The sequence below is a fragment of the Lacipirellula parvula genome (assembly GCF_009177095.1).
Classification (GTDB): Bacteria; Planctomycetota; Planctomycetia; order Pirellulales; family Lacipirellulaceae; genus Lacipirellula; species Lacipirellula parvula.
The window spans coordinates 1,164,601-1,182,992 of record NZ_AP021861.1 but is presented as its reverse complement, the minus strand read 5'-3'; the positions used below and the strand labels follow the sequence as shown (position 1 = coordinate 1,182,992).

Sequence of the window (18,392 nt, the reverse complement as noted above, 5' to 3'; positions counted from 1 at the left end):
GTCGACGGACCGCTCTCGGCATGCCTCCCAATCAGCGCAACCTCTTCGACGCCGAACCTGCGCCGTGGGAGATCGACGAGGCCGAGCTGCGAACCGTTGCGTCGGTCGTCCTGCCGACGGGTCCCAAGGGACCATTCAACTATCTGGTGCCCGAAAGCCTCGCCGATCCGGCCGAACCCGAGCGATTCGCCGAAGCAGGCCGTCGCCTCCGCGTGCCGTTTGGCCGGGGCGATCGTGAAGTCACCGGTTACTGCGTCGCGGTCGAGATGAAACGCGTCGACGCCCGGCGGCTCAAGCAAATCTCCGCCGTCGTCGATTCGCGCGTCTTGCTCTCCGCGGCGATGCTCCGGCTCACGCAGTGGATGGCCGACTACTACCTCTGCCCCTGGGGACAGGTGCTCGAGGCGGTGGTCCCGGCCGGCGTTCGCGGCATGGCCGGCACGCGGGAGGTGAAGTTCCTGACGCCCGCCGACGGCGCCCTAGAAAAGTTCAAAACGCTCAAGCTCCGTTCGCCGCAGCAGCTGAAGGCGCTCGAAACGCTGCTCGCCAGCGACCGCCCGCTCACGATACCCGAACTCGCCGAGTCGGCAGACTGTTCGCTGGCGCCGATCAAGGGCCTCATCAAGCACGGCCTCATCGAAACCGCCGTCGCGCGCGTCGCCACGGGCGGCGGCGCCGAGCAGAAGTGGCAGCGCGAGACGCCGTTGGAGTTCAACCCCGATCAAGCGGCCGCCTTCGAGTCGATTCGCACCGCCCTCGACTCGGGAGAGGCGAAAGGGATTGTCCTGCACGGCGTCACCGGCAGCGGCAAGACGGAAGTTTACCTGCAGGCGATCGAGCATGTCGCCAAGTTCCGCCGCCAAGCGATCGTCCTCGTGCCCGAAATCAGCCTCACGCCGCAAACGGTCCGCCGCTTCCGCGCCCGTTTCGATCGCGTCGCCGTGCTCCACAGCCACCTCACCGATGCCGAACGCCACCAGCATTGGCAAAGCATCGCCCGCGGCGAAGTCGAGGTGATCGTCGGGGCCCGCAGCGCGGTATTCGCCCCGACGCCCCATCTCGGGCTGATCGTCATCGACGAAGAGCACGAAACGACGTTCAAGCAAGACCAAGCGCCACGCTACCACGCTCGCGACGTCGCTTGGCAACGGGCGCAGGCAGAGAGCATTCCGCTCATCTTGGGTAGCGCCACGCCCTCGCTCGAGGCCTGGGTCCGGGCGCAGCAGGGTGAGTTCGAAAAGATCTCCCTGCCGAAACGGGTGATGAACCTGCCGCTGCCTGACGTGATGACGGTAGATATGCGCGATCCTGCCCAAACGCGCTTCGGCCGCGGGGCGATCACGCGGCCGCTCCATCAGGCGATGGTCGAAGCGCTCCGCGGCGGCGGGCAGGTGATTTTGCTGCTGAATCGCCGCGGCTTCTCGACCCACATTCAATGCCCCGCCTGCGGCTTCGTGCTGAAGTGCGAATACTGCGACCTCGCCCTCACCTACCACCGCCAACATAACACGGCCCTCTGCCACTACTGCGATCACGAAGCCCTGCCGCCGCGGGCCTGCCCCGACTGCAAGTCGCCCGCCATCCGCTACGGCGGCGTCGGCACGCAGAAGCTCGAAGAGGAAGTGAAGTCGCGTTTCCCCGACTTCAAATGCGCCCGCATGGACGTCGACACGATGCGGCAGCGCGGCAGCCACGACAACGTCCTCTCGGCGTTCCAGCGAGGCGAGTTTCAGATTTTGCTCGGCACGCAAATGATCGCGAAGGGGCTCGACTTTCCGAACGTCACGCTCGTCGGCGTCATCAATGCCGACACGGCGCTGCACCTCCCCGACTTCCGCGCGGCGGAGCGGACCTTTCAACTCGTCGCCCAAGTCGCCGGCAGAACCGGCCGCGGCAAACGGGGCGGCCGCGTGCTGGTGCAGACGCTCAATCCCGAGCACCCCGCGATCATGGCGGCGGTTCGGCACGACTACCCGCGCTTCGCCGAGCACGAACTTGCCGTCCGCCGGGCGGCTCATTACCCGCCATTCACCGCAATGATTCGCGTCGTGGTGCGCGGCCCGGTCGAGGCGGTCGTCCGCGAAACGGCCGCCACGCTGGGCGGCCGCCTGAAAGCCGCGATCGCCGCCGCTGGCATCCCCAGAATGCGAGTGGTCGGCCCCGGCACGGCGCCGATCGCCCGACTGCGGGGCGACTTCCGCTTCCACTTGCAGCTGCAAGGCCCCGATGCGGCAGCGCTGCGACAAGCCGTCCGCACGGCCGCCGAAGGCTTTACGCCCCCCGAAGGCGTCCGCTGGATGGCCGACGTCGACCCGTGGGATATGCAGTAGCATGGGCGAATCCGCCGCACTGTCCCGATTGCGGCTTGATCTTGGCCCCCCATGCGCCCCCGCCCTACAATAAAACCAGTCCCGCCAGATCTTCCCAGCTTCACACGACTCGTATCGCCATGAGCTATCGCAGTTTCAAACGCGCTCTCGGCGAGACGAATCTCGAACGCAAGTGCCGGATGCTCTTCGGCACTTGCCTCCTGGTGCTGATCTCCGGCAGCTTCTGGTGGTACAGCACGGCCACCGATCGCATCGTTTACGAGTACCTCAACCGGTCGGTTGGCAAAGCGCTCGTCGACTACGCGATGCTCGACGCCCACAAGGGAGTCGTCTCGACGAGCATGTCGGGCGACACAGCCGGCATCAGCGATCAAGAAAAGCGAGCCAACGAGAAAGCGAACGAATCGCTGGCCAACCTCTTCCGCAGCGGTGAGATCACTTGGGAGACGCGCTACCCGAAGAATCCCACCGACTCCAAACGCCCTGACGAAGAGTACGAATTCACATGGATGAAGGAGTGGTCCGACTTCGCTGACAGCATGCGCGAGAAAGGGAAGTTCGACGACGCCGGCATCGTCAACGCCCACAAAGATCCCGAGAACCAGCTCTGGCGCGAAAGCCCGTCCAGCGGCAACGGCTCGTACGTCTACTACCAGCCGGTCTTCGCGAAGGCCGACTGCATTGTCTGCCACAAGCAGAAAGGCAGCGTCGACCAGCTCGTCTTGCCCGACCTGAAGCAGGGCGACCTGATGGCAGTCTTTCGCGTGACGATGAACACGAAAGACACGCAATACGCCCAAGCGAAAAACCGCTCGCTGCTAATCACCCTGGGCGTGATCACCGTCTTCCTGGCGATGGCGGCGCTCTATGTGATTATCCGCTACATCATCGTCAAGCCGCTCGCCCACTTGCGAGAAGTGGCCGACTCGATTCGCCGCGGCGACGTCGAACAGCGGGCCGTCATTCACACGGGCGACGAATTCGAAGAGCTTGGCGCCGCGTTCAACCGGATGCTGCGGCAGCTTCTCCGCCAGCAAGATCAACTCCGCAGCGTCAACGACGAACTCGACGGCAAGATCGACGAGCTCGCCCAAGTGAACATGCGGCTGTTCGAAATGAACCAGGTGAAGAGCGACTTCCTTGCCACGGTGAGCCACGAACTCCGCACGCCGCTCAACAGTATCCTCGGTTTCAGCGATCTACTCGCCAAAGGCAAGGCGCTCGACGACAAGCAGCGTCGGTACGCCGGCAACATCGAACGATCGGGCCGGCAGTTGCTCGACATGATCAACGACATTCTCGATCTTGCGAAGATCGAAAGCGGCCGCATGGAAGTGCGGGCGAGCGAATTCGACATCGGCGCCGTGGTGCTCACCCAGTGCGATCTGGCCCGCCCGCTGAGCGAAAAGAAGCACATCGACCTCGACTGCGAAATCGCCGCCGGTCTGCCGCCAATTCGCCAAGACCGCGGCAAGCTCGAGCAAGTGCTGAACAACTTGCTGTCGAATGCGATCAAGTTCACCCCCGACGGCGGCCGCATCCACGTTTCCGCCCGCAAAGATCGCCGCGGCGATCTGCGGCTAAGCGTCGCCGATACGGGCGTCGGCATCAACGATTCCGAGCAAGTGACGGTCTTCGAAAAGTTCCGCCAAGGCTCCAACGTACTCGCCGGCGGCAACGCGATGACCCGCGAGTACTCTGGCAGCGGCCTCGGCCTGTCGATCGTCCGCGAACTTTGCCGGCTCCTCGGCGGCGACGTCACGCTGGAGAGCGAACTCGGCAAGGGAAGCGAGTTCACCGTCATCTTGCCCTGGAGCGTCGCCGAACCGAATCGCATCGAATCGCCGCTCGCTGACGAGCTCCGGCAGCTAGCAAAATCTCGCAGCGACGGGCCGCTGGCCGCGGTCGGCGGTCACAATGGGGATGGCGACGCCCTCTAATTGACGCCTCGCACGTTTGGGGAGAAGCTATCTCCTCTCATTCGTTGCCACCGCGCCGCTCGCTGAATCCGCCATGACGATCTCCCCCGAAGTTCTGCTCTACACCGACGGCGCCTGCAGCGGCAACCCCGGCCCCGGCGGCTGGGCCTTTCTGCTGATCCACCCCGCCACCGGTAAGGAAATGGAACGCTCCGGGGCCGAACGCGAGACAACCAACAACCGCATGGAGCTCCAAGCGGTCATCGAGGGTCTCGCGACGCTCAAGCGGCCGACGCGAGTCGAAGTCTTCACCGACAGCGTCTACGTCGGCAAAGGAATCTCCGAGTACATGCCGAAGTGGAAGGCGAACGGTTGGCGCCGCAAGGAAGGAACCAAGTTCGCCGAGCTGAAAAACGCTGAACTCTGGCAACGGCTCGACGGGCTGCTGGCGCAGCATCAGGTGAAGTACACCCGCGTCGCCGGCCACAGCGGGCATCTCGAAAACGACCGCGTCGACGGCATGGCGGTCGAGGCGTACCAACGTCTGCTCGGCAAGTAGAACCCGGTTACCTACTCAGAATGTTCTGGCTCCCTCCCCCTCGAGGGGAGGGCGGGGGGAGGGGGTAGATCTCTGGTACCCGCTTCATTCACCCCTCCCTAACCCTCCCCATCAAGGGGAGGGGACCTCAAGGTTTCATTTTCTCCCGCAAGCTTGCCGGGCTCTAAATGAAGCATCCACTCCGCCGAGCCATCGCGTTAAGATAGCGGCATGGATCCTCTCCCCTCCCCGCCGCCGACCTCCGCCACGCCGTCCGACGACGTCAAACGTCGCCTCGCGACGCCGGTCGAGTTCATCCGCGGCGTCGGCCCGGGGCGAGCCCAACTGCTCGAACGCATCGGCCTCCGCAATGCCGGGCATCTTCTCTTCAACTTCCCCCGCGATTACCAAGATCTCTCCAACGAACGGACGATCGAGCAGCTCGAAGAGGGCCGGCTCCAAAGCGTCCGCGGCGTCGTCGCGGAAATCTCGGCCACCTCGAAAGGTTTTGGCAAGAGCCGCCTCGCGGTACTGATCTCCGACGGCACCGGCCACCTCCGCGGCATGTGGTTCAATCAGCCCTTCATGCGCGACCGCTTCCGCGAGGGAATGCACGTGCTGCTCACCGCGTCGCCGAAGATGCGCGGCCTCATGTGGGAAATGTCTCACCCCCAGGTCACCGTACTCGCCGACGAAGAGGCGACGCTCGACGCGAAGCTACTGCCGGTCTACAGCCTCACCGAGGGCCTATCGCAGTATCACATGCGGCGGATCGAGCAGGCGGCGGTCGAAGAGTTCGCCGATCAGCTTGAGGAAGTTTTTCCGTCGCCGCTGCTCAAGCGATACAAGCTGATGCCGCTCGTCGAGGCGGTCCGCGCGATCCATCAGCCGGCCGACCGCGAAGTACTTGAACAAGCCCGCCGCCGCTTCATCTTCCAGGAACTATTCGTCCTGCAGCTCGCCCTCTCGATCCGCCGCAGCGAACAACGGCAGCTAAAGGCGTATGAACTCCCCGCCACCGCGAAGGTCGACGCCCGCATTCGCCGGTTGTTGCCGTTCGAACTGACCGCCAGCCAGGAGAAGGCGATCACCGAAATCTCCGCCGACATGGCTCTGGATCGTCCGATGAACCGCCTACTGCAAGGCGACGTCGGCAGCGGCAAAACGATCGTCGCCCTCTACGCAATGCTCGTTTGCGTCGCCAACGGCCGGCAAGCGGCGCTGATGGCGCCCACTGAAATCCTCGCCCGCCAGCACGCCGAGACGCTGGCGAAGATGCTCGAAGAGAGCCGCGTCGAATGGGCCCTCGTCACCGGCGGCAACACCCGCAGCGAACGCGACGAAACGCTCCGCCGACTCGCTGCGGGAGAGGTCAATCTCATCATCGGCACGCACGCCGTCGTCCAAGAGTCGGTAAAATTTAAGGATCTCGGCCTCATCGTCGTCGACGAGCAGCACAAGTTCGGCGTGCGGCAGCGCTCCGCCCTGCGGCAAGGCGACGTGGCGCCCCACTACCTCGTGATGACCGCGACGCCGATTCCGCGGACGCTCAGCATGACGCTCTTCGGCGATCTCGATTTCTCCACTCTCGACGCCTCCCCCGCCGGGCGGCAGCCGATCAACACCTACCTCGTCGAACCCGAGCAAGAGCCGCGCTGGTGGCACTTCGTCGGCGAACGGCTGCGCGAGGGGCGGCAAGCGTTCGTCGTCGCCCCGCTCGTCGACGAATCGGAGAACATGCCGGCGCCAAGCGTCGCCGAAGCGTTCGAGCGGCTCACCAACGGCGAGCTGGCCGAGTTCCGCGTCGGCTTGCTGCATGGCCGGATGACCTCCGGCGAGAAGCAGGACGTGATGGAACGCTTCCGCAGCGGCGAGACGCAGGTCCTGGTGAGCACGTCCGTGATCGAAGTCGGCGTTGACGTTCCCAATGCCTCGGTGATGACCGTGCTCGGCGCCGACCGCTTCGGCCTCGCGCAGCTTCACCAGCTGCGCGGCCGCGTTGGCCGCGGCAGCAGGGCAGGCTACTGCGGCATCTTGCTCGAAGCGACGAACGAAGAGGCGCGCGAACGGCTTGAATCCTTCTCCAAGTCGAACGACGGCTTCGCGCTCGCGGAGCTCGATTTCGAGTACCGCGGCCCCGGCGACCTCTTCAGCACGCAGCAGCACGGCATGCCGCCGCTGCGGATCGCCAATCTCATGACCGACCGCGACATTCTTGAAGAAGCCCGCCGCGAGGCGCAGCTTCTCGTCGCCGCCGACCCTGGCCTGAAGCATGCCGACAACGCGCCGCTGCGACAGCAGATGATGACGCGCTACGGCAAGTCGCTGGAACTCGGCGACGTCGGCTAGCCCCGGGCTCCGCCCGGGGGTGTCCTCCATTCCGCTAGGCGTCGCGGCTAGCAACGCCACCCCCGGGCAGAGCCCGGGGCTACGAATGCGCTGAACATAAAGCCGATTTTATCTTCCGCTCACCGCCATCTCACCGCATCGGGCGATGATTCAAGCAAGGAACCAATGAGTTCCCCACGCCACGGCGTCCGATCATCACCCCGACGTTCGAGCCAGCCAGAGAAATATCCGAGAACGCTCGGCTCAAACGCCCACTCATAAGGAGCATTGCGATGAGTTTCTTGAAGTCATTCGTCCTGGCCACCGCCGCGGCAGCCACCCCGATGGCGGCCATCACCGCCGCTCCCGGCGATGCGACCAAGCCCGAAAAGGTCCAACCGATCGTGAAGATCGTGCGGCAACTCGAACAATCCGGCTACGCCCCGTTTACGGAGCTATCAATGGACGACGGCGTGTGGGAAGCCGAGGTTTACAAGGACGACGTTCCGTACGAACTCCACGTCGATCCGAAGACGGGCGAAATCCTGTCGGAACACCGCGACGATTCCGAGCCCCGCCCGCCGCAAGACGCGAAGCCGCTCTCTGAGATTCTGCAACTGCTCGCGAAGGCGGGCTACGACGACATCGACGACGTCTCGTTCGAACGCCGCTACTGGGAAATCGAAACGTACCAGAAAGATGGCGAGCACGAGATCCACGTCGACCCGATGACGGGAAAAGTCGTGTCGGATCGATTGGATGATTAATTTGAAATTGTCAGTTGTCCGTTGTCAGTTGCGAAAGACGTTGCCATCGTCAGCAACTGACGACGGACAACTGACTACTGACGGCCGCCGAGTCGTGCTGGAAGCCAAACAACAACTTCCCCGCGGCCTACCGCGGATTTTCCGTCTCGTTCTTAAGATCAGCGTCAACCATCATCTTCGCCAGCCCCGCAAACGTCACCTTCGGCTGCCAGTTGAGATCGCGACGCGCCTTCGCGGCGTCGCCTAGCAGCAAATCGACTTCGGCGGGACGGAAGTAGCGCGGATCGATCTCGATCAGCGTCTTGCCGTCGGGGCCAATGCCCCGTTCGTTGACGCCCTCGCTTTCCCAGTGAATCGGCAAGCCGATGTGGCTGAACGACACCTCGCAAAACTCGCGAACCGAGTGCGTTTCGCCCGTCGCGATCACATAGTCGTCCGGCACTTCAGCCTGCAACATCAGCCACATCGCTTCGACGTAGTCGCCGGCGAACCCCCAGTCGCGTTTGGCGTCGAGGTTACCGAGGTACAGCTTCGGCTGCAGCCCGAGCTTGATGCGGGCCGCCGCGCGCGTGATCTTGCGCGTGACGAACGTTTCGCCGCGCCGGGGCGATTCGTGATTGAACAAGATGCCGTTCACCGCGAACATGCCGTACGACTCGCGGTAGTTCTGCGCGATGTAGAACGCATACGCCTTCGCCGCCGCGTACGGGCTGCGCGGGTGGAACGGCGTCGTTTCCGTTTGCGGCGTTTCGACGACCTTGCCGTACAGTTCCGAAGACGAGGCTTGATAGAACTTCGAGTTGAGCCCCAACTCGTGAATCGCCTCGAGAATCCGCGTCACGCCGAGGCCGGTGACGTCGCCCGTGTACTCCGGCACGTCAAACGATACCTTCACGTGCGACTGGGCGCCGAGGTTGTAAATCTCGTCGGGACGAACCCGCTTGAGAATGTGATTAATGCTCGACGCATCGCTCAGATCGCCGTAGACGAGCCGCAGGTGGACGTCTGATTCGTGCGGATCGCGATAGAGGTGATCGATGCGGCCGGTGTTGAACGACGAGCTGCGGCGGATAATCCCCCAGACGTCGTACCCCTTCTCCAGCAGCAGCTCGGCCAAGTACGAACCGTCTTGGCCGGTGATGCCGGTAATCAGTGCAGTTTTCCGCGACGCGGTCGAGTCAGACATGGCAATTCTTCGCAGCGACGCGCGAGACGCCGCATAAGGCTAGGCGGGACCGGATTAACCAGCGGCGGCGACCGGCAAGCGGGAGCAGTACCACTCGTAGGCAGACGCCAACCCCTCGTTCAGCGGGGTGCGATGGCGCCAACCGAGGGCGTGAAGCTTCGACACGTCGAGCAACTTTCTCGGCGTGCCGTCGGGCATGCTAGCGTCAAACCTGATTTCGACGCCAGGGCAAACCGCGTCGCGAATCAGGCCGGCCAGCTCGGCGATCGTCAGATCCTCACCCGAGCCGACGTTGATCGTACTGTCGCCCTCGTACTCGTTCATCAGGAACAAGCAGGCGTCGGCCAGATCGTCGACGTGGAGAAATTCTCGCTTCGGCCGCCCCGAACCCCACACCGGCACATGCGAGGCGTTGCTCACCTTCGCTTCGTGGAACTTGCGAATCAGCGCCGGCACGACGTGCGAGCTAGTGAGGTCGAAGTTGTCGTTCGGCCCGTAAAGGTTCGTCGGCATCGCCGAGATGAACCGGCAGCCGTACTGCTTGCGATACGCTTCGCACGACTTGAGGCCGGCGATCTTCGCGACGGCATAGGCTTCGTTCGTTTTTTCGAGCGGGCCTGTGAGGAGATACTCCTCCTTGATCGGCTGCGGGCAATCGCGCGGGTAGATGCACGAGCTGCCGAGATACAGCAGCTTTTCCACGCCCGTGCGGTAGGCCGCCTGCAGCACCGTGGCATGGATCATCAGGTTGTCGTACAGAAACTCAGCGGGCCGCGTTGAGTTCGCCTGAATGCCGCCGACCGTGCCGGCCGCGTGGATGACGTACGCCGGCCGATGGGCGTCGAACCAGGCGTCGACGGCGGCTTGCTCGCGCAGATCAAGCTCGCTCCGCGTCGCCGTGAGAACGTCGGTGAAGCCAGCGGACGACAGCCGGCGGACGAGCGCCGAACCGACCATCCCGCGATGGCCCGTGACGAAAATGGGTAAGTTGCGTTCGATCATATGAATCGAGTCTAAACAGCGGTCGCGGGAGAGTTAAGCAACTTCCCGCCGGCGTCTCGATTTGCCCGCGGTTTTGCGGTGATTTGCCCCGGCAGATTGCGGATAACCCGTGGAATTACGAGGCTGGGGGTTCGCGACGGCCAATCTCCTTGGCCGGATTCCCCCCCACGATGACGCCTGCGGGCACGTCCTTCACCACGATGCTCCCCCCCGCGACCAAGGCGTTCGGCCCAACGCTGACGCCCGGCATCACCGTCGCCCGCGCGCCGACCCACGCTCCATTCCCAATGCGAATCGGCGACGGTAGCAGATCGAACGTCCGCCGCCGGTGATCGTGGCTCCCGGTGCAAAGGTAGACGAGCTGCGAAATGCAAACATTGTCGCCGACTTCCACCTCGACCATGTTGTCGATCCACGACTCCTGCCCAATCCAACAATGATCGCCGACGGCAAGCCGCCACGGAAACTTGATGCGAACATGCGGTTTGATCACCACCCCGCGGCCGATACGCGCGCCGAACATCCGCAGCAATCGCACCTTCAAGCCGCTGACCGGAAACCAGCCCCCTTCGAACAGCGCCACGCTGACGAAATACCAGAGCGTGCGCATTCCGCGGCCTCGACCTGGATCGAAGTCGGAGTTGTCGTAGCTGGCCAAATCAATCCAGGACTCGTCGCTCATCGTTTGATCGCCTCCTGGTACATCGCTTCATAAGCAGCGGCGACGCGATCGCGATTAAGCCACTCGTTCACGAACGCGCGCCCCTGCAGCCCAATCTCGCGCGAGCGCGGCGGGTCGGCAGCGATGCGCTCGATCCCCTCCGCGATGCTCGCCGGCGCGGCAGCGACGATCTCGGCGCCGCCCGATTGCAGTTCTTGCCAAATGTCGGCGCCGCGCGTCGTCACGACCGGCGTACCGCACGCCATCGCTTCCGCCAGCACGAGGCCGAAGTTCTCTTGATGCGTCGGCAGGACAAACACGTCGGCCGCTTGATACAGCGAACGCTTCTCGACACCGCGAACCATGCCGAGAAACTCGACCGCGTCCTGCACTCCCAACGACGTGGCGAGGCGCTTCAGCTCCGCGATGTACGCCTCCTCGCCGGGACCGGCGATAAGCGCCTGCACCGATTGCCTCCCGCGCCGCCGCAGCTCGGCGACCGCCTGAATCAGTAGATCGACGCCCTTCTTCGGATGAACGCGGCTAAGGAACAGAATCTTGAACTTGTCGGCCTGAATCTGCGGAAATGCCCGCAGCGTCGGCTCTGGCCCCGGCAGTTCGCTGTAGGCCGACAAGTCGAGCAAACAGCTGATCACCGCCGTGTTCCCCGTGACCGGCACGTACTTCAGCGCCTGATCCATTTCGGCCTGGGCGGTGAAGTGCACCGTCGTCGCCGTGCGAAACAGCGACCGGCCGCCGAGCGCTAGAAATGCGTGCTTCTTCGCTGCCTTCTTGCTCATCGAGTAGTGGTCGAGCATCCCATGAGGCGTCACGACGTACGGCGTGCCGCTCCTTCTGATCAACGGCGCAAGTTGAAAGTTCGCCAGCTCCCACGGCGTGTGGAGATGCACGGCGTCGGCGTTCGGCAGCAACTCTCCGAAGTTGGCGAGCGCCGCTCGGCTAAGAAACTGCCTGCTAAGCCGTGCGTGCGGAACCTCGATGACAGTCGGCCAATCGCCGGCTCCGCGCCATTCCGCCGGCACGTCCTGCCCATCGCAAGTCACGATCGTTACGCGATGCCCCCGCGCCGCCATTGCTTGGCTGAGATCCAGCACGGCCGTAACGACGCCGCCTAGTTCGGAGCGAATCTCGCGGATGAAGTGAACGCAGCTAAACGGCATGGCACGGCGAGCGTAGACCAAGTGAAGGGGTTACGCGTACTGCCACTGCTGAGCTGCATACGAGTAACGATTCTCGCGCAGTTGATTGGCCAACCCGAGGAACAAGCAAGACAGGAAGTAATGCAGGAACGTCCACGTCGACACCGACCAGAAGATCATGTCGTTCACCAAGCCGTGCAGGTAGATCGCCCCCATGATCGAGGCCGCGGTCCACAGCAGCGCCGGCTGCATGTTGACGCGCGCCCGATTATGGAGGACGTAGTACATCGACGTCATCGTTTTGAACATCGCCAGCGCTAGCGGCACGCCCAGCAGCATGCCGCCTAAGTACAACATGCCGACGTAGGAGTTATGCGGAATTTTGTCAGCGTCTTGGCTGACGACGACCGATTGCCCCTTCGTACCCAGCAACCCGCCGATCGGCCGTTTGGCGATCGTATTGGCGTAGACGAACGCATTTTCATAACGCCCCGAGGTCGAGACGTCGGACAACCGGTCGGTCTGGGCGGCGCCTTCAGTGAAGCGGAACAACCAGACGCCGACGCCGACGGCCACCACCGCCATCGCCACGATCACGATTGGTCGTTTTGCCGCCCAGAACGCCGCGGGCAGCACGGCGATGCCCGCGACCACGATGCCCTGACGGCTCGCGGTAGCAACCAGCAGCGTCGCCGATGCCCCGATTGCCGCCATGCAGACGATGCGCCACGGTTTGGCTTTGAAGCCGATCAAGCCGCAGCCAGCGAGCGCCATCACCGTCGCCAAAATCGGCACGAGTTGATTGGCGTTAATCCCAAACGGTGCGAACCGACCGATGCCCGGCACGAACGACTGCGCCCGAAAGAACACGAGCGCCAGCACCGAGATCCCCAGCGGGACCATCAGCCCGATAAAGACGCTCGCAACGACGCGAATCAGCGACTCTTCCGAGTCGACGGTGCGATACACCAAGATCGCCGTCAACGCCAGCAAGAACATGCTCGCAAACTGGACGAAACCGAGCATGCGGTCCGCCGTCGTCGCCACGCAAATGCAGCCGATGACCGGCGTGATCAAGTACAGCCACGCGATTCCCGGCACCGGATTACGATTTCCGGGCCGCATGTAGGCGAACCACATAATCGACAACACTGGCATCCAGTAGGTCGCCTTCGAAATCGATGCGATCGGACCGAGGTTCGTGAAGCGATTGAGATTCAACCACGCGGCCGCGATGATGATCGAGATCTCCATGCCGTACTTCTTGGGAACCAAGATGGCGGCGATGCCCATCGCGATCAGCGCGAGCAAGAAGTGCGCGAGCGAGATGTTCTCGAGATGCCGTGCGACGCGATCCATAGTCTCAATGCCAACAATTAGAAAACTAGAGGCGTGCGATCACGACGATGATGCTCGTTAGAATTGAATCGTTTCGTCTAGGCGACGAATCATGCTCAATTCTTAAAAGCCTTCCCACAGCGGCTCGTTGAGATTGAGATATCGGCTCAAGGCCTCAACGTCGCCTTTCAGCTCCCGACGCAAGTATTCCCTGCCCTCGGCGCTAAGCTTCGGTAATTCTTGCTTCGCCTTCGGCAGCAGCAACCCGCGCACCGCCTGTCGCATGCCCGCAGGCATCAGTGGACGCACGATTTTGCGGTAAAAACCGCTCTCGCGCGCCTGCCGCCAGACGCTGGACAGCACCGGTTTGCCCTGGCTCTTATTATACGCCACGGCTTCTCGATCGACGAACTCCGCGGCGTCCAGCCCCAGGAATTGGCAGATCCGTTCCATCGCCTCGGGCCGACGTTCGACATAATCCTCGAATCGCACGACAAGGATGCGATCTTTGCCGATTGCATCGACCCACGGCGCCAGCTGCTCGTAGTAGCGGCTGTATTGGATGTAGCGAGGTTGCGTGCGAATCTCGTCGTCGATCGACGGCCCCGCTTCTCCCGCGAAGAACTCGTGATGATGCTGGCTAACGATCCGATCGATCGGATGCCGCACCAAGTAAATCGCTTGGAAGTCCGCGGGCAACACCTGCGTCGCGCGCGCCGGCACGCCGGGGAAGTCCGGCAGTTTCGTGTAGCCAGTCGATGCGTCGCAACTGCGTTGGCCCGGCTCCGCCTTTGCGTACAGTGCGGCGTACTGCTCTAGGCCGGCCGGCGTCAGCACGTCGTCGCTGCAGAGCGAGTGCGGCTCCTTGTCGGCTTGAAAGAAGACAGCCGGATGCTGCGCGAGATCCATGTACAGGCTGGTGGTCCCCGCCTTCATCGAGCCAATGATCAAGATGCTGGGTAGCGACATGGATCGATAACTACTGTGCAGTTTACGGAAACGGGCTAGTGAATCGAACCGGGCGGCAGCGCGCCCGCAGCCAGCGGTTGCGCGCGGAGAGTCGTGGGGGTCGCGGGAATCGGCGTCACCGGCGGAGGCGAGGGCAGCAGCCCTTCCTCGGCCAGCGCCAGCCGCACGCCTTGCACCGGATCGCCGCGCCGCCGCCAATCATCCAGCAGCCGCAAGCTCGCGAGCCGGTAGTGCCGCAGGCGGTCGTCGTTCTCAGTCATATCGAGCAACGCCGCGGCCAACCCGTCGACGTCTCCCGGCGTGAAAAGCCGGCCGTTGACGTTGTCGCGGCACAGTTCGCCGGCGGCGCCAACGACGCGGCTCGACGCGATCGCAAGCCCCGCCGCAGCGGCCTCGCATACCACGACGGCCCACGGCTCGTAACTGCTAGGCAGAACGAACGCTTCGCCGCACGTATACAGCGTCGCCAGTTCATGCGGATCGTCGATGAAGCCGGTCCAAGCGACGCGGTTTTTCAACTCCTCCGGAACTCGCGCCTTCAACTCCGTTTCCAGCGGCCCGCCGCCGACGACGAGCAAATCCCACTCGGGGCGCTCCGCGGCAATTCGTACGAACGCATCGATCAGCGTGTCGACTCGTTTGACAGGCGCCAGTCTCCCCGAGTAAACAATGCGGCGGCGCCCTTCGCTCAGTTGAAACTTCTGCTTAACGCGAGCCTGCGCTTCGTCAGTTACCTCAAAGATCCGGCGATAGTCGGGTTCGTGCGGCATGAAGAAGCAGGGCTTCGCGCTGCCGCCGTACGGCTCGAAGTACCGCCGGCCATACTCCCCGCATGGCATCAACCCCGACACGCTCCGCACAACCCATCTCACATAGCGCAGCTTCAACCACCGCCGCCAACCTTTAACGCGATCGCCGTGAACGTTCGAGTCGCCAAACATGTAGTTCGGCATCCCGTGCCGCCGGCACCAGGCGATCAGGCGAACGAGCGCCGGGCTGTTATAGCCGGTCGAGATCACCGCCTCGACGCCATGTTCTTGCAGCCAGCGGACGACCTCGCCCCCCTTCTTCCAATCCTTCCAGAAGTGCTTCAGGCTGTGCTTCTTCCCCACCGACTCGCCGGGGCCGAAAATCACCGGCCGAATCCGCTCCGGCAGTTCAAAGTTCCACGGCTGCCAATTGTGTTCACACAGAAACAGCGACCACAGCTCGACCTGGTCGCCAAGCTCATCGGCAATGCGAAGATGCTGCGCGATCCGATAGGGCGATGGCGCATTCGCAATGATCGCCAGCTTCCGTTTTGCGGGGGTGCTCATAGGGCAGCCTTTCGGCCGACGGAGAGAATCTCGCCCGCATCAGGCAGGAGGTGCGCTGCCGGCGGCAAAGCGTCGTCTCGCGTCGATCGTTGCCTCACGCAGAGGCTCGGGTTCGGGCGACGCTGCGCGCGAGAATGTCGGGAGTTCCTTCGTCGCTGCGGGCGGGACGCAGCGAACCATCGTGCTCGATTTCGAAGAACTCGTACTCCGCCAATCCTTGCAGCAATTCAAAGAGATCCTTGCGGCCGTAGCCGAACCGGTCGGCGCAAGAGTTGACTTCAAACACGATGTGCGGGCTATGCTGGCGAATCACTTCCTGAGCGCCGCGGAACGCCTGCAATTCGCCCCCTTCGATGTCGATCTTGATCACGTCGGGCGGCGGAATTTCTCCGCTGCCGACGAGTTGATCGAGCGAAACCATCTGGCGTTTCAGTTCTTGCCCGCCCTCTTCCGCGGCGTTGACCGACGCGTGCAGCGAGTGCGAAGTGAGCATCAGCGTCTCTTCGCGCTCCGTCTCGCCGACCATGGTTTCGAAAATTGTCACCGCGTCGCCGACGCCGTTGAGGGCCGCGGAAATCGCGATCGAGCGCGCCAAGTCTGGTTGCGGTTCGAAGGTGAAGCAACGCACCTTGCCGGCGAACAGCGTCGCCATCTCGATCGTCATGTAACCGACGCTGCCCCCCAGGTCGTAGAAAACGTCCCCCGGCTTGAGCAGGCTGCGGCACGTTTCGAAAACGTACGCATCCCAAGTACGACCCTTGCGCTTCATCGCGGCGTAGATGTCGAGCACCCGCGGCACCATCGCCAGCTTCGCGCCATGCTTCGTCTTGAATGTTTCCTTGCGCCCTTTCGGCACCAGCTTGCTCAGGAAGCGCGGCACGGCGCCCCGGCCGCGCGGCATCGTCTCGGCCCACCAGTTCGCAGCGGAAACGATCAACGAATTGCTGTCGGACCAGCCAGTCGCAGCCGATGGTTCGATTTTCAACGGAGCGGCCATTCTCGACGATGCCTCTGTGAAATGAATGACGGTTTCCAGTCACGCGCCGGCGAACATGCGGAGCGCTGCGACCAGATCAAAGGATGGACTCTGCCGCCGCCCTACACTCAACGACGTTCGGTCGCAGCCGAAAGGCTGCTGCCTGCTTGGCGATCGACTCGCGCGGCGGGTCGTCGTGCTGGACGACGGACTCCCCGCGGATGAGGAATGGGCCGATCATTTGCTTGCTCTATCATAGGCCAACGGCGGGGAAGGCAATAGCAACAGGGCCCGCGCCAGCCGCCCGATCTTAGCCGGGGCCAAACCGGCGAGTTCCATGAGATCGGCCGCCAGAAAAACCCTAGCCATTGCTATAAACGTCACCCCGAAAAAGCACCCGCCGCAGATCAAAAGCACCAGCTGAGCGGAGCCGGCCGGCAGCAGGGCCAGCAAAGCGAGCGTCCCCCCGCCGGCGGCCAGGGCGACGAACCACGCCGGCAGCATCGACCTCAGGCAGCTTTGCCAATCGATCCCGAAATCACGCAACATGCGAATCGACGCCCCGACGCTGAACACCGCTTGTGCGAGCGAAATCAAGACCGCGAGCCCGACCAAGTTCTCGCCGTAGATCGCCACCGCGATCGACGCCGCGACGACCAGCCACAGCCCCTCGCACGAATAGACGATTGCACTCGACCGAAACTTTCCCTGCGACGACAGCGCCGCGGCGAGCAAGTCCGTGAACATCCGCATCGGCGCCGTCACCGCGAAGATCTGCATGAGGCCGATCGTCGACGACCATTTGTGATTCCACACAATCTCGTCAAGGATCGTGACCAGCGGGCTGATGACGACTGCCAGGCACACGCTGACCGGAGCCGCAATGAACACCAACATCCGGATACTGCGAACGATCGCGCGAGCTTGCCGCTCCGGCTGATCGGCGAGCCGACTGAGCGCAGGAAACAGCACGTGCTGCAGATTCGTCGCCAACAGTTCAAGAACCTGCGCCGTGAATTGGTAGCCGAAGAAGTACTTGCCGACGACACCCATCGGCAAGAAAATGCCGAGCGCGAGGTAGTCGCCCATCCGCGCCACGCCGCGACTCACCGCGGCGGCGCCGACCCAGAACGAACTTCCCAGTAAGTCGGGCCACTGTGAAAAGCCGAACGGCAGCCGCCAAGGTTTGATGCGCGTCGCGTAATAGTCGGCGAACGCTTCGTAGATCGCGACGATCACCAGCGGAATCGCGAGGCTCATCGTGCCGAAGCCCGCCGAGGCGAGCCCGATCGTGCTGATGTTCCTAATGACGAACCACGCCATCGCGACGTAAGCGATCGTCTTAAATCGCAAATCGACCCGCAGCTTGGCGCGCAGAAACGTGCTGATGCCCCCGAGCGGCAACGACGCCGCGACGACCCACAACAGGCTCGTCAACATGGGGGTGTCGTACACGTCGGCGATGATCGGCGCCGCGACCGCCAGCGCCGCCGCCGAGACCGTCGCCAGGGCCATGCTCAACCAGAACGCCGCCCCCATCGTGCGGTCGAAAGCCTCGGCCCCGCGTTGCACGAGGACCTGCGGCACGCCGCCGTCTTGAAAGACTTTGACGACCGCGGCGATCGACAGCATGATCGCAATGTCGCCGAACTGCTCATCGCTGATCCAGCGGCCAAGCAGCAACTGCGTGACGCCGCCGAGGAGCTTCCCCGCCACGATGCTCAGCGTCAGCCACGAAAAACCTCGCCCCACGACGACGGCCAACGACGGACCCCGACTCGCAGCCGGCGGCTGGTCTGCTGGCTCAACGGCTTCGCCTGAAGGATTGGAAGCAGACAAGGTAGGAGGCGCAGCTTTCAACGAGTGGTCGACGTCGCCAGAACTGGCAGGGCGGGAACGTCG

14 protein-coding genes are annotated in these 18,392 nt (G+C 63.3%); 5 read left to right on the top strand and 9 right to left on the bottom strand.

The features are described 5' to 3' along the window. The first annotated feature begins 20 nt into the window (after nt 1–20). The 5 genes from priA (at nt 21) to PLANPX_RS04310 (ending at nt 7,882) form a co-directional block, all read left to right on the top strand. The gene (priA, locus tag PLANPX_RS04330; protein ID WP_152097541.1) at nt 21–2,330 is read left to right on the top strand and encodes a replication restart helicase PriA; all 2,310 of its coding nucleotides are present in this window, start codon (nt 21–23) and stop codon (nt 2,328–2,330) included. Nucleotides 2,331–2,449: 119 nt separating this feature from the next. Further along, the gene (locus PLANPX_RS04325) at nt 2,450–4,270 is read left to right on the top strand and encodes a sensor histidine kinase (protein ID WP_152097540.1); all 1,821 of its coding nucleotides are present in this window, start codon (nt 2,450–2,452) and stop codon (nt 4,268–4,270) included. A 73-nt stretch (nt 4,271–4,343) separates the two neighbouring features. Next, on the top strand, nt 4,344–4,808 hold the full coding sequence (rnhA, locus tag PLANPX_RS04320; protein WP_152097539.1) for a ribonuclease HI: 465 nt from the start codon (nt 4,344–4,346) through the stop codon (nt 4,806–4,808). Nucleotides 4,809–5,018: 210 nt separating this feature from the next. Then, nucleotides 5,019–7,136, top strand: coding sequence for an ATP-dependent DNA helicase RecG (gene recG / locus PLANPX_RS04315; protein ID WP_152097538.1), 2,118 nt, complete (start codon nt 5,019–5,021; stop codon nt 7,134–7,136). Nucleotides 7,137–7,408: 272 nt separating this feature from the next. After that, nucleotides 7,409–7,882, top strand: a complete 474-nt coding sequence (locus PLANPX_RS04310) for a PepSY domain-containing protein (protein WP_152097537.1) — start codon at nt 7,409–7,411, stop codon at nt 7,880–7,882. 127 nt (nt 7,883–8,009) lie between these two features. Here PLANPX_RS04310 and gmd read toward each other — a convergent pair whose 3' ends face one another. From gmd to PLANPX_RS04265, 9 genes are all read right to left on the bottom strand, one after another. After that, complete coding sequence (gmd, locus tag PLANPX_RS04305) at nt 8,010–9,068, bottom strand: GDP-mannose 4,6-dehydratase (protein ID WP_152097536.1); 1,059 nt, start codon at nt 9,066–9,068, stop codon at nt 8,010–8,012. A 54-nt stretch (nt 9,069–9,122) separates the two neighbouring features. Beyond that, complete coding sequence (locus tag PLANPX_RS04300) at nt 9,123–10,070, bottom strand: GDP-L-fucose synthase family protein (RefSeq protein WP_152097535.1); 948 nt, start codon at nt 10,068–10,070, stop codon at nt 9,123–9,125. A 115-nt stretch (nt 10,071–10,185) separates the two neighbouring features. Then, nucleotides 10,186–10,752: a WcaF family extracellular polysaccharide biosynthesis acetyltransferase gene (locus tag PLANPX_RS04295; protein WP_152097534.1), complete on the bottom strand. Its 567-nt coding sequence runs from the start codon at nt 10,750–10,752 to the stop codon at nt 10,186–10,188. Next, nucleotides 10,749–11,912 carry a glycosyltransferase gene (locus tag PLANPX_RS04290; RefSeq protein ID WP_152097533.1) on the bottom strand — a complete coding sequence of 388 codons (1,164 nt, stop codon included), beginning with the start codon at nt 11,910–11,912 and terminating at the stop codon, nt 10,749–10,751. The genes PLANPX_RS04295 and PLANPX_RS04290 overlap by 4 nt, the downstream gene beginning before the upstream one ends. A 30-nt stretch (nt 11,913–11,942) precedes the next feature. Next, nucleotides 11,943–13,250 carry a hypothetical protein gene (locus tag PLANPX_RS04285; protein ID WP_152097532.1) on the bottom strand — a complete coding sequence of 436 codons (1,308 nt, stop codon included), beginning with the start codon at nt 13,248–13,250 and terminating at the stop codon, nt 11,943–11,945. A 102-nt stretch (nt 13,251–13,352) separates the two neighbouring features. Beyond that, nucleotides 13,353–14,198, bottom strand: a complete 846-nt coding sequence (locus PLANPX_RS04280) for a sulfotransferase family protein (RefSeq protein WP_152097531.1) — start codon at nt 14,196–14,198, stop codon at nt 13,353–13,355. 35 nt (nt 14,199–14,233) lie between these two features. Continuing rightward, nucleotides 14,234–15,514: a glycosyltransferase family 4 protein gene (locus tag PLANPX_RS04275; protein ID WP_152097530.1), complete on the bottom strand. Its 1,281-nt coding sequence runs from the start codon at nt 15,512–15,514 to the stop codon at nt 14,234–14,236. 94 nt (nt 15,515–15,608) lie between these two features. Then, entirely contained in the window at nt 15,609–16,511 is a 903-nt protein-coding gene (locus tag PLANPX_RS04270) for an FkbM family methyltransferase (protein WP_152097529.1), read from the bottom strand. 216 nt (nt 16,512–16,727) lie between these two features. Continuing rightward, on the bottom strand, nt 16,728–18,329 hold the full coding sequence (locus PLANPX_RS04265; protein ID WP_172991864.1) for an oligosaccharide flippase family protein: 1,602 nt from the start codon (nt 18,327–18,329) through the stop codon (nt 16,728–16,730). Between the last annotated feature and the right edge of the window lie 63 nt (nt 18,330–18,392).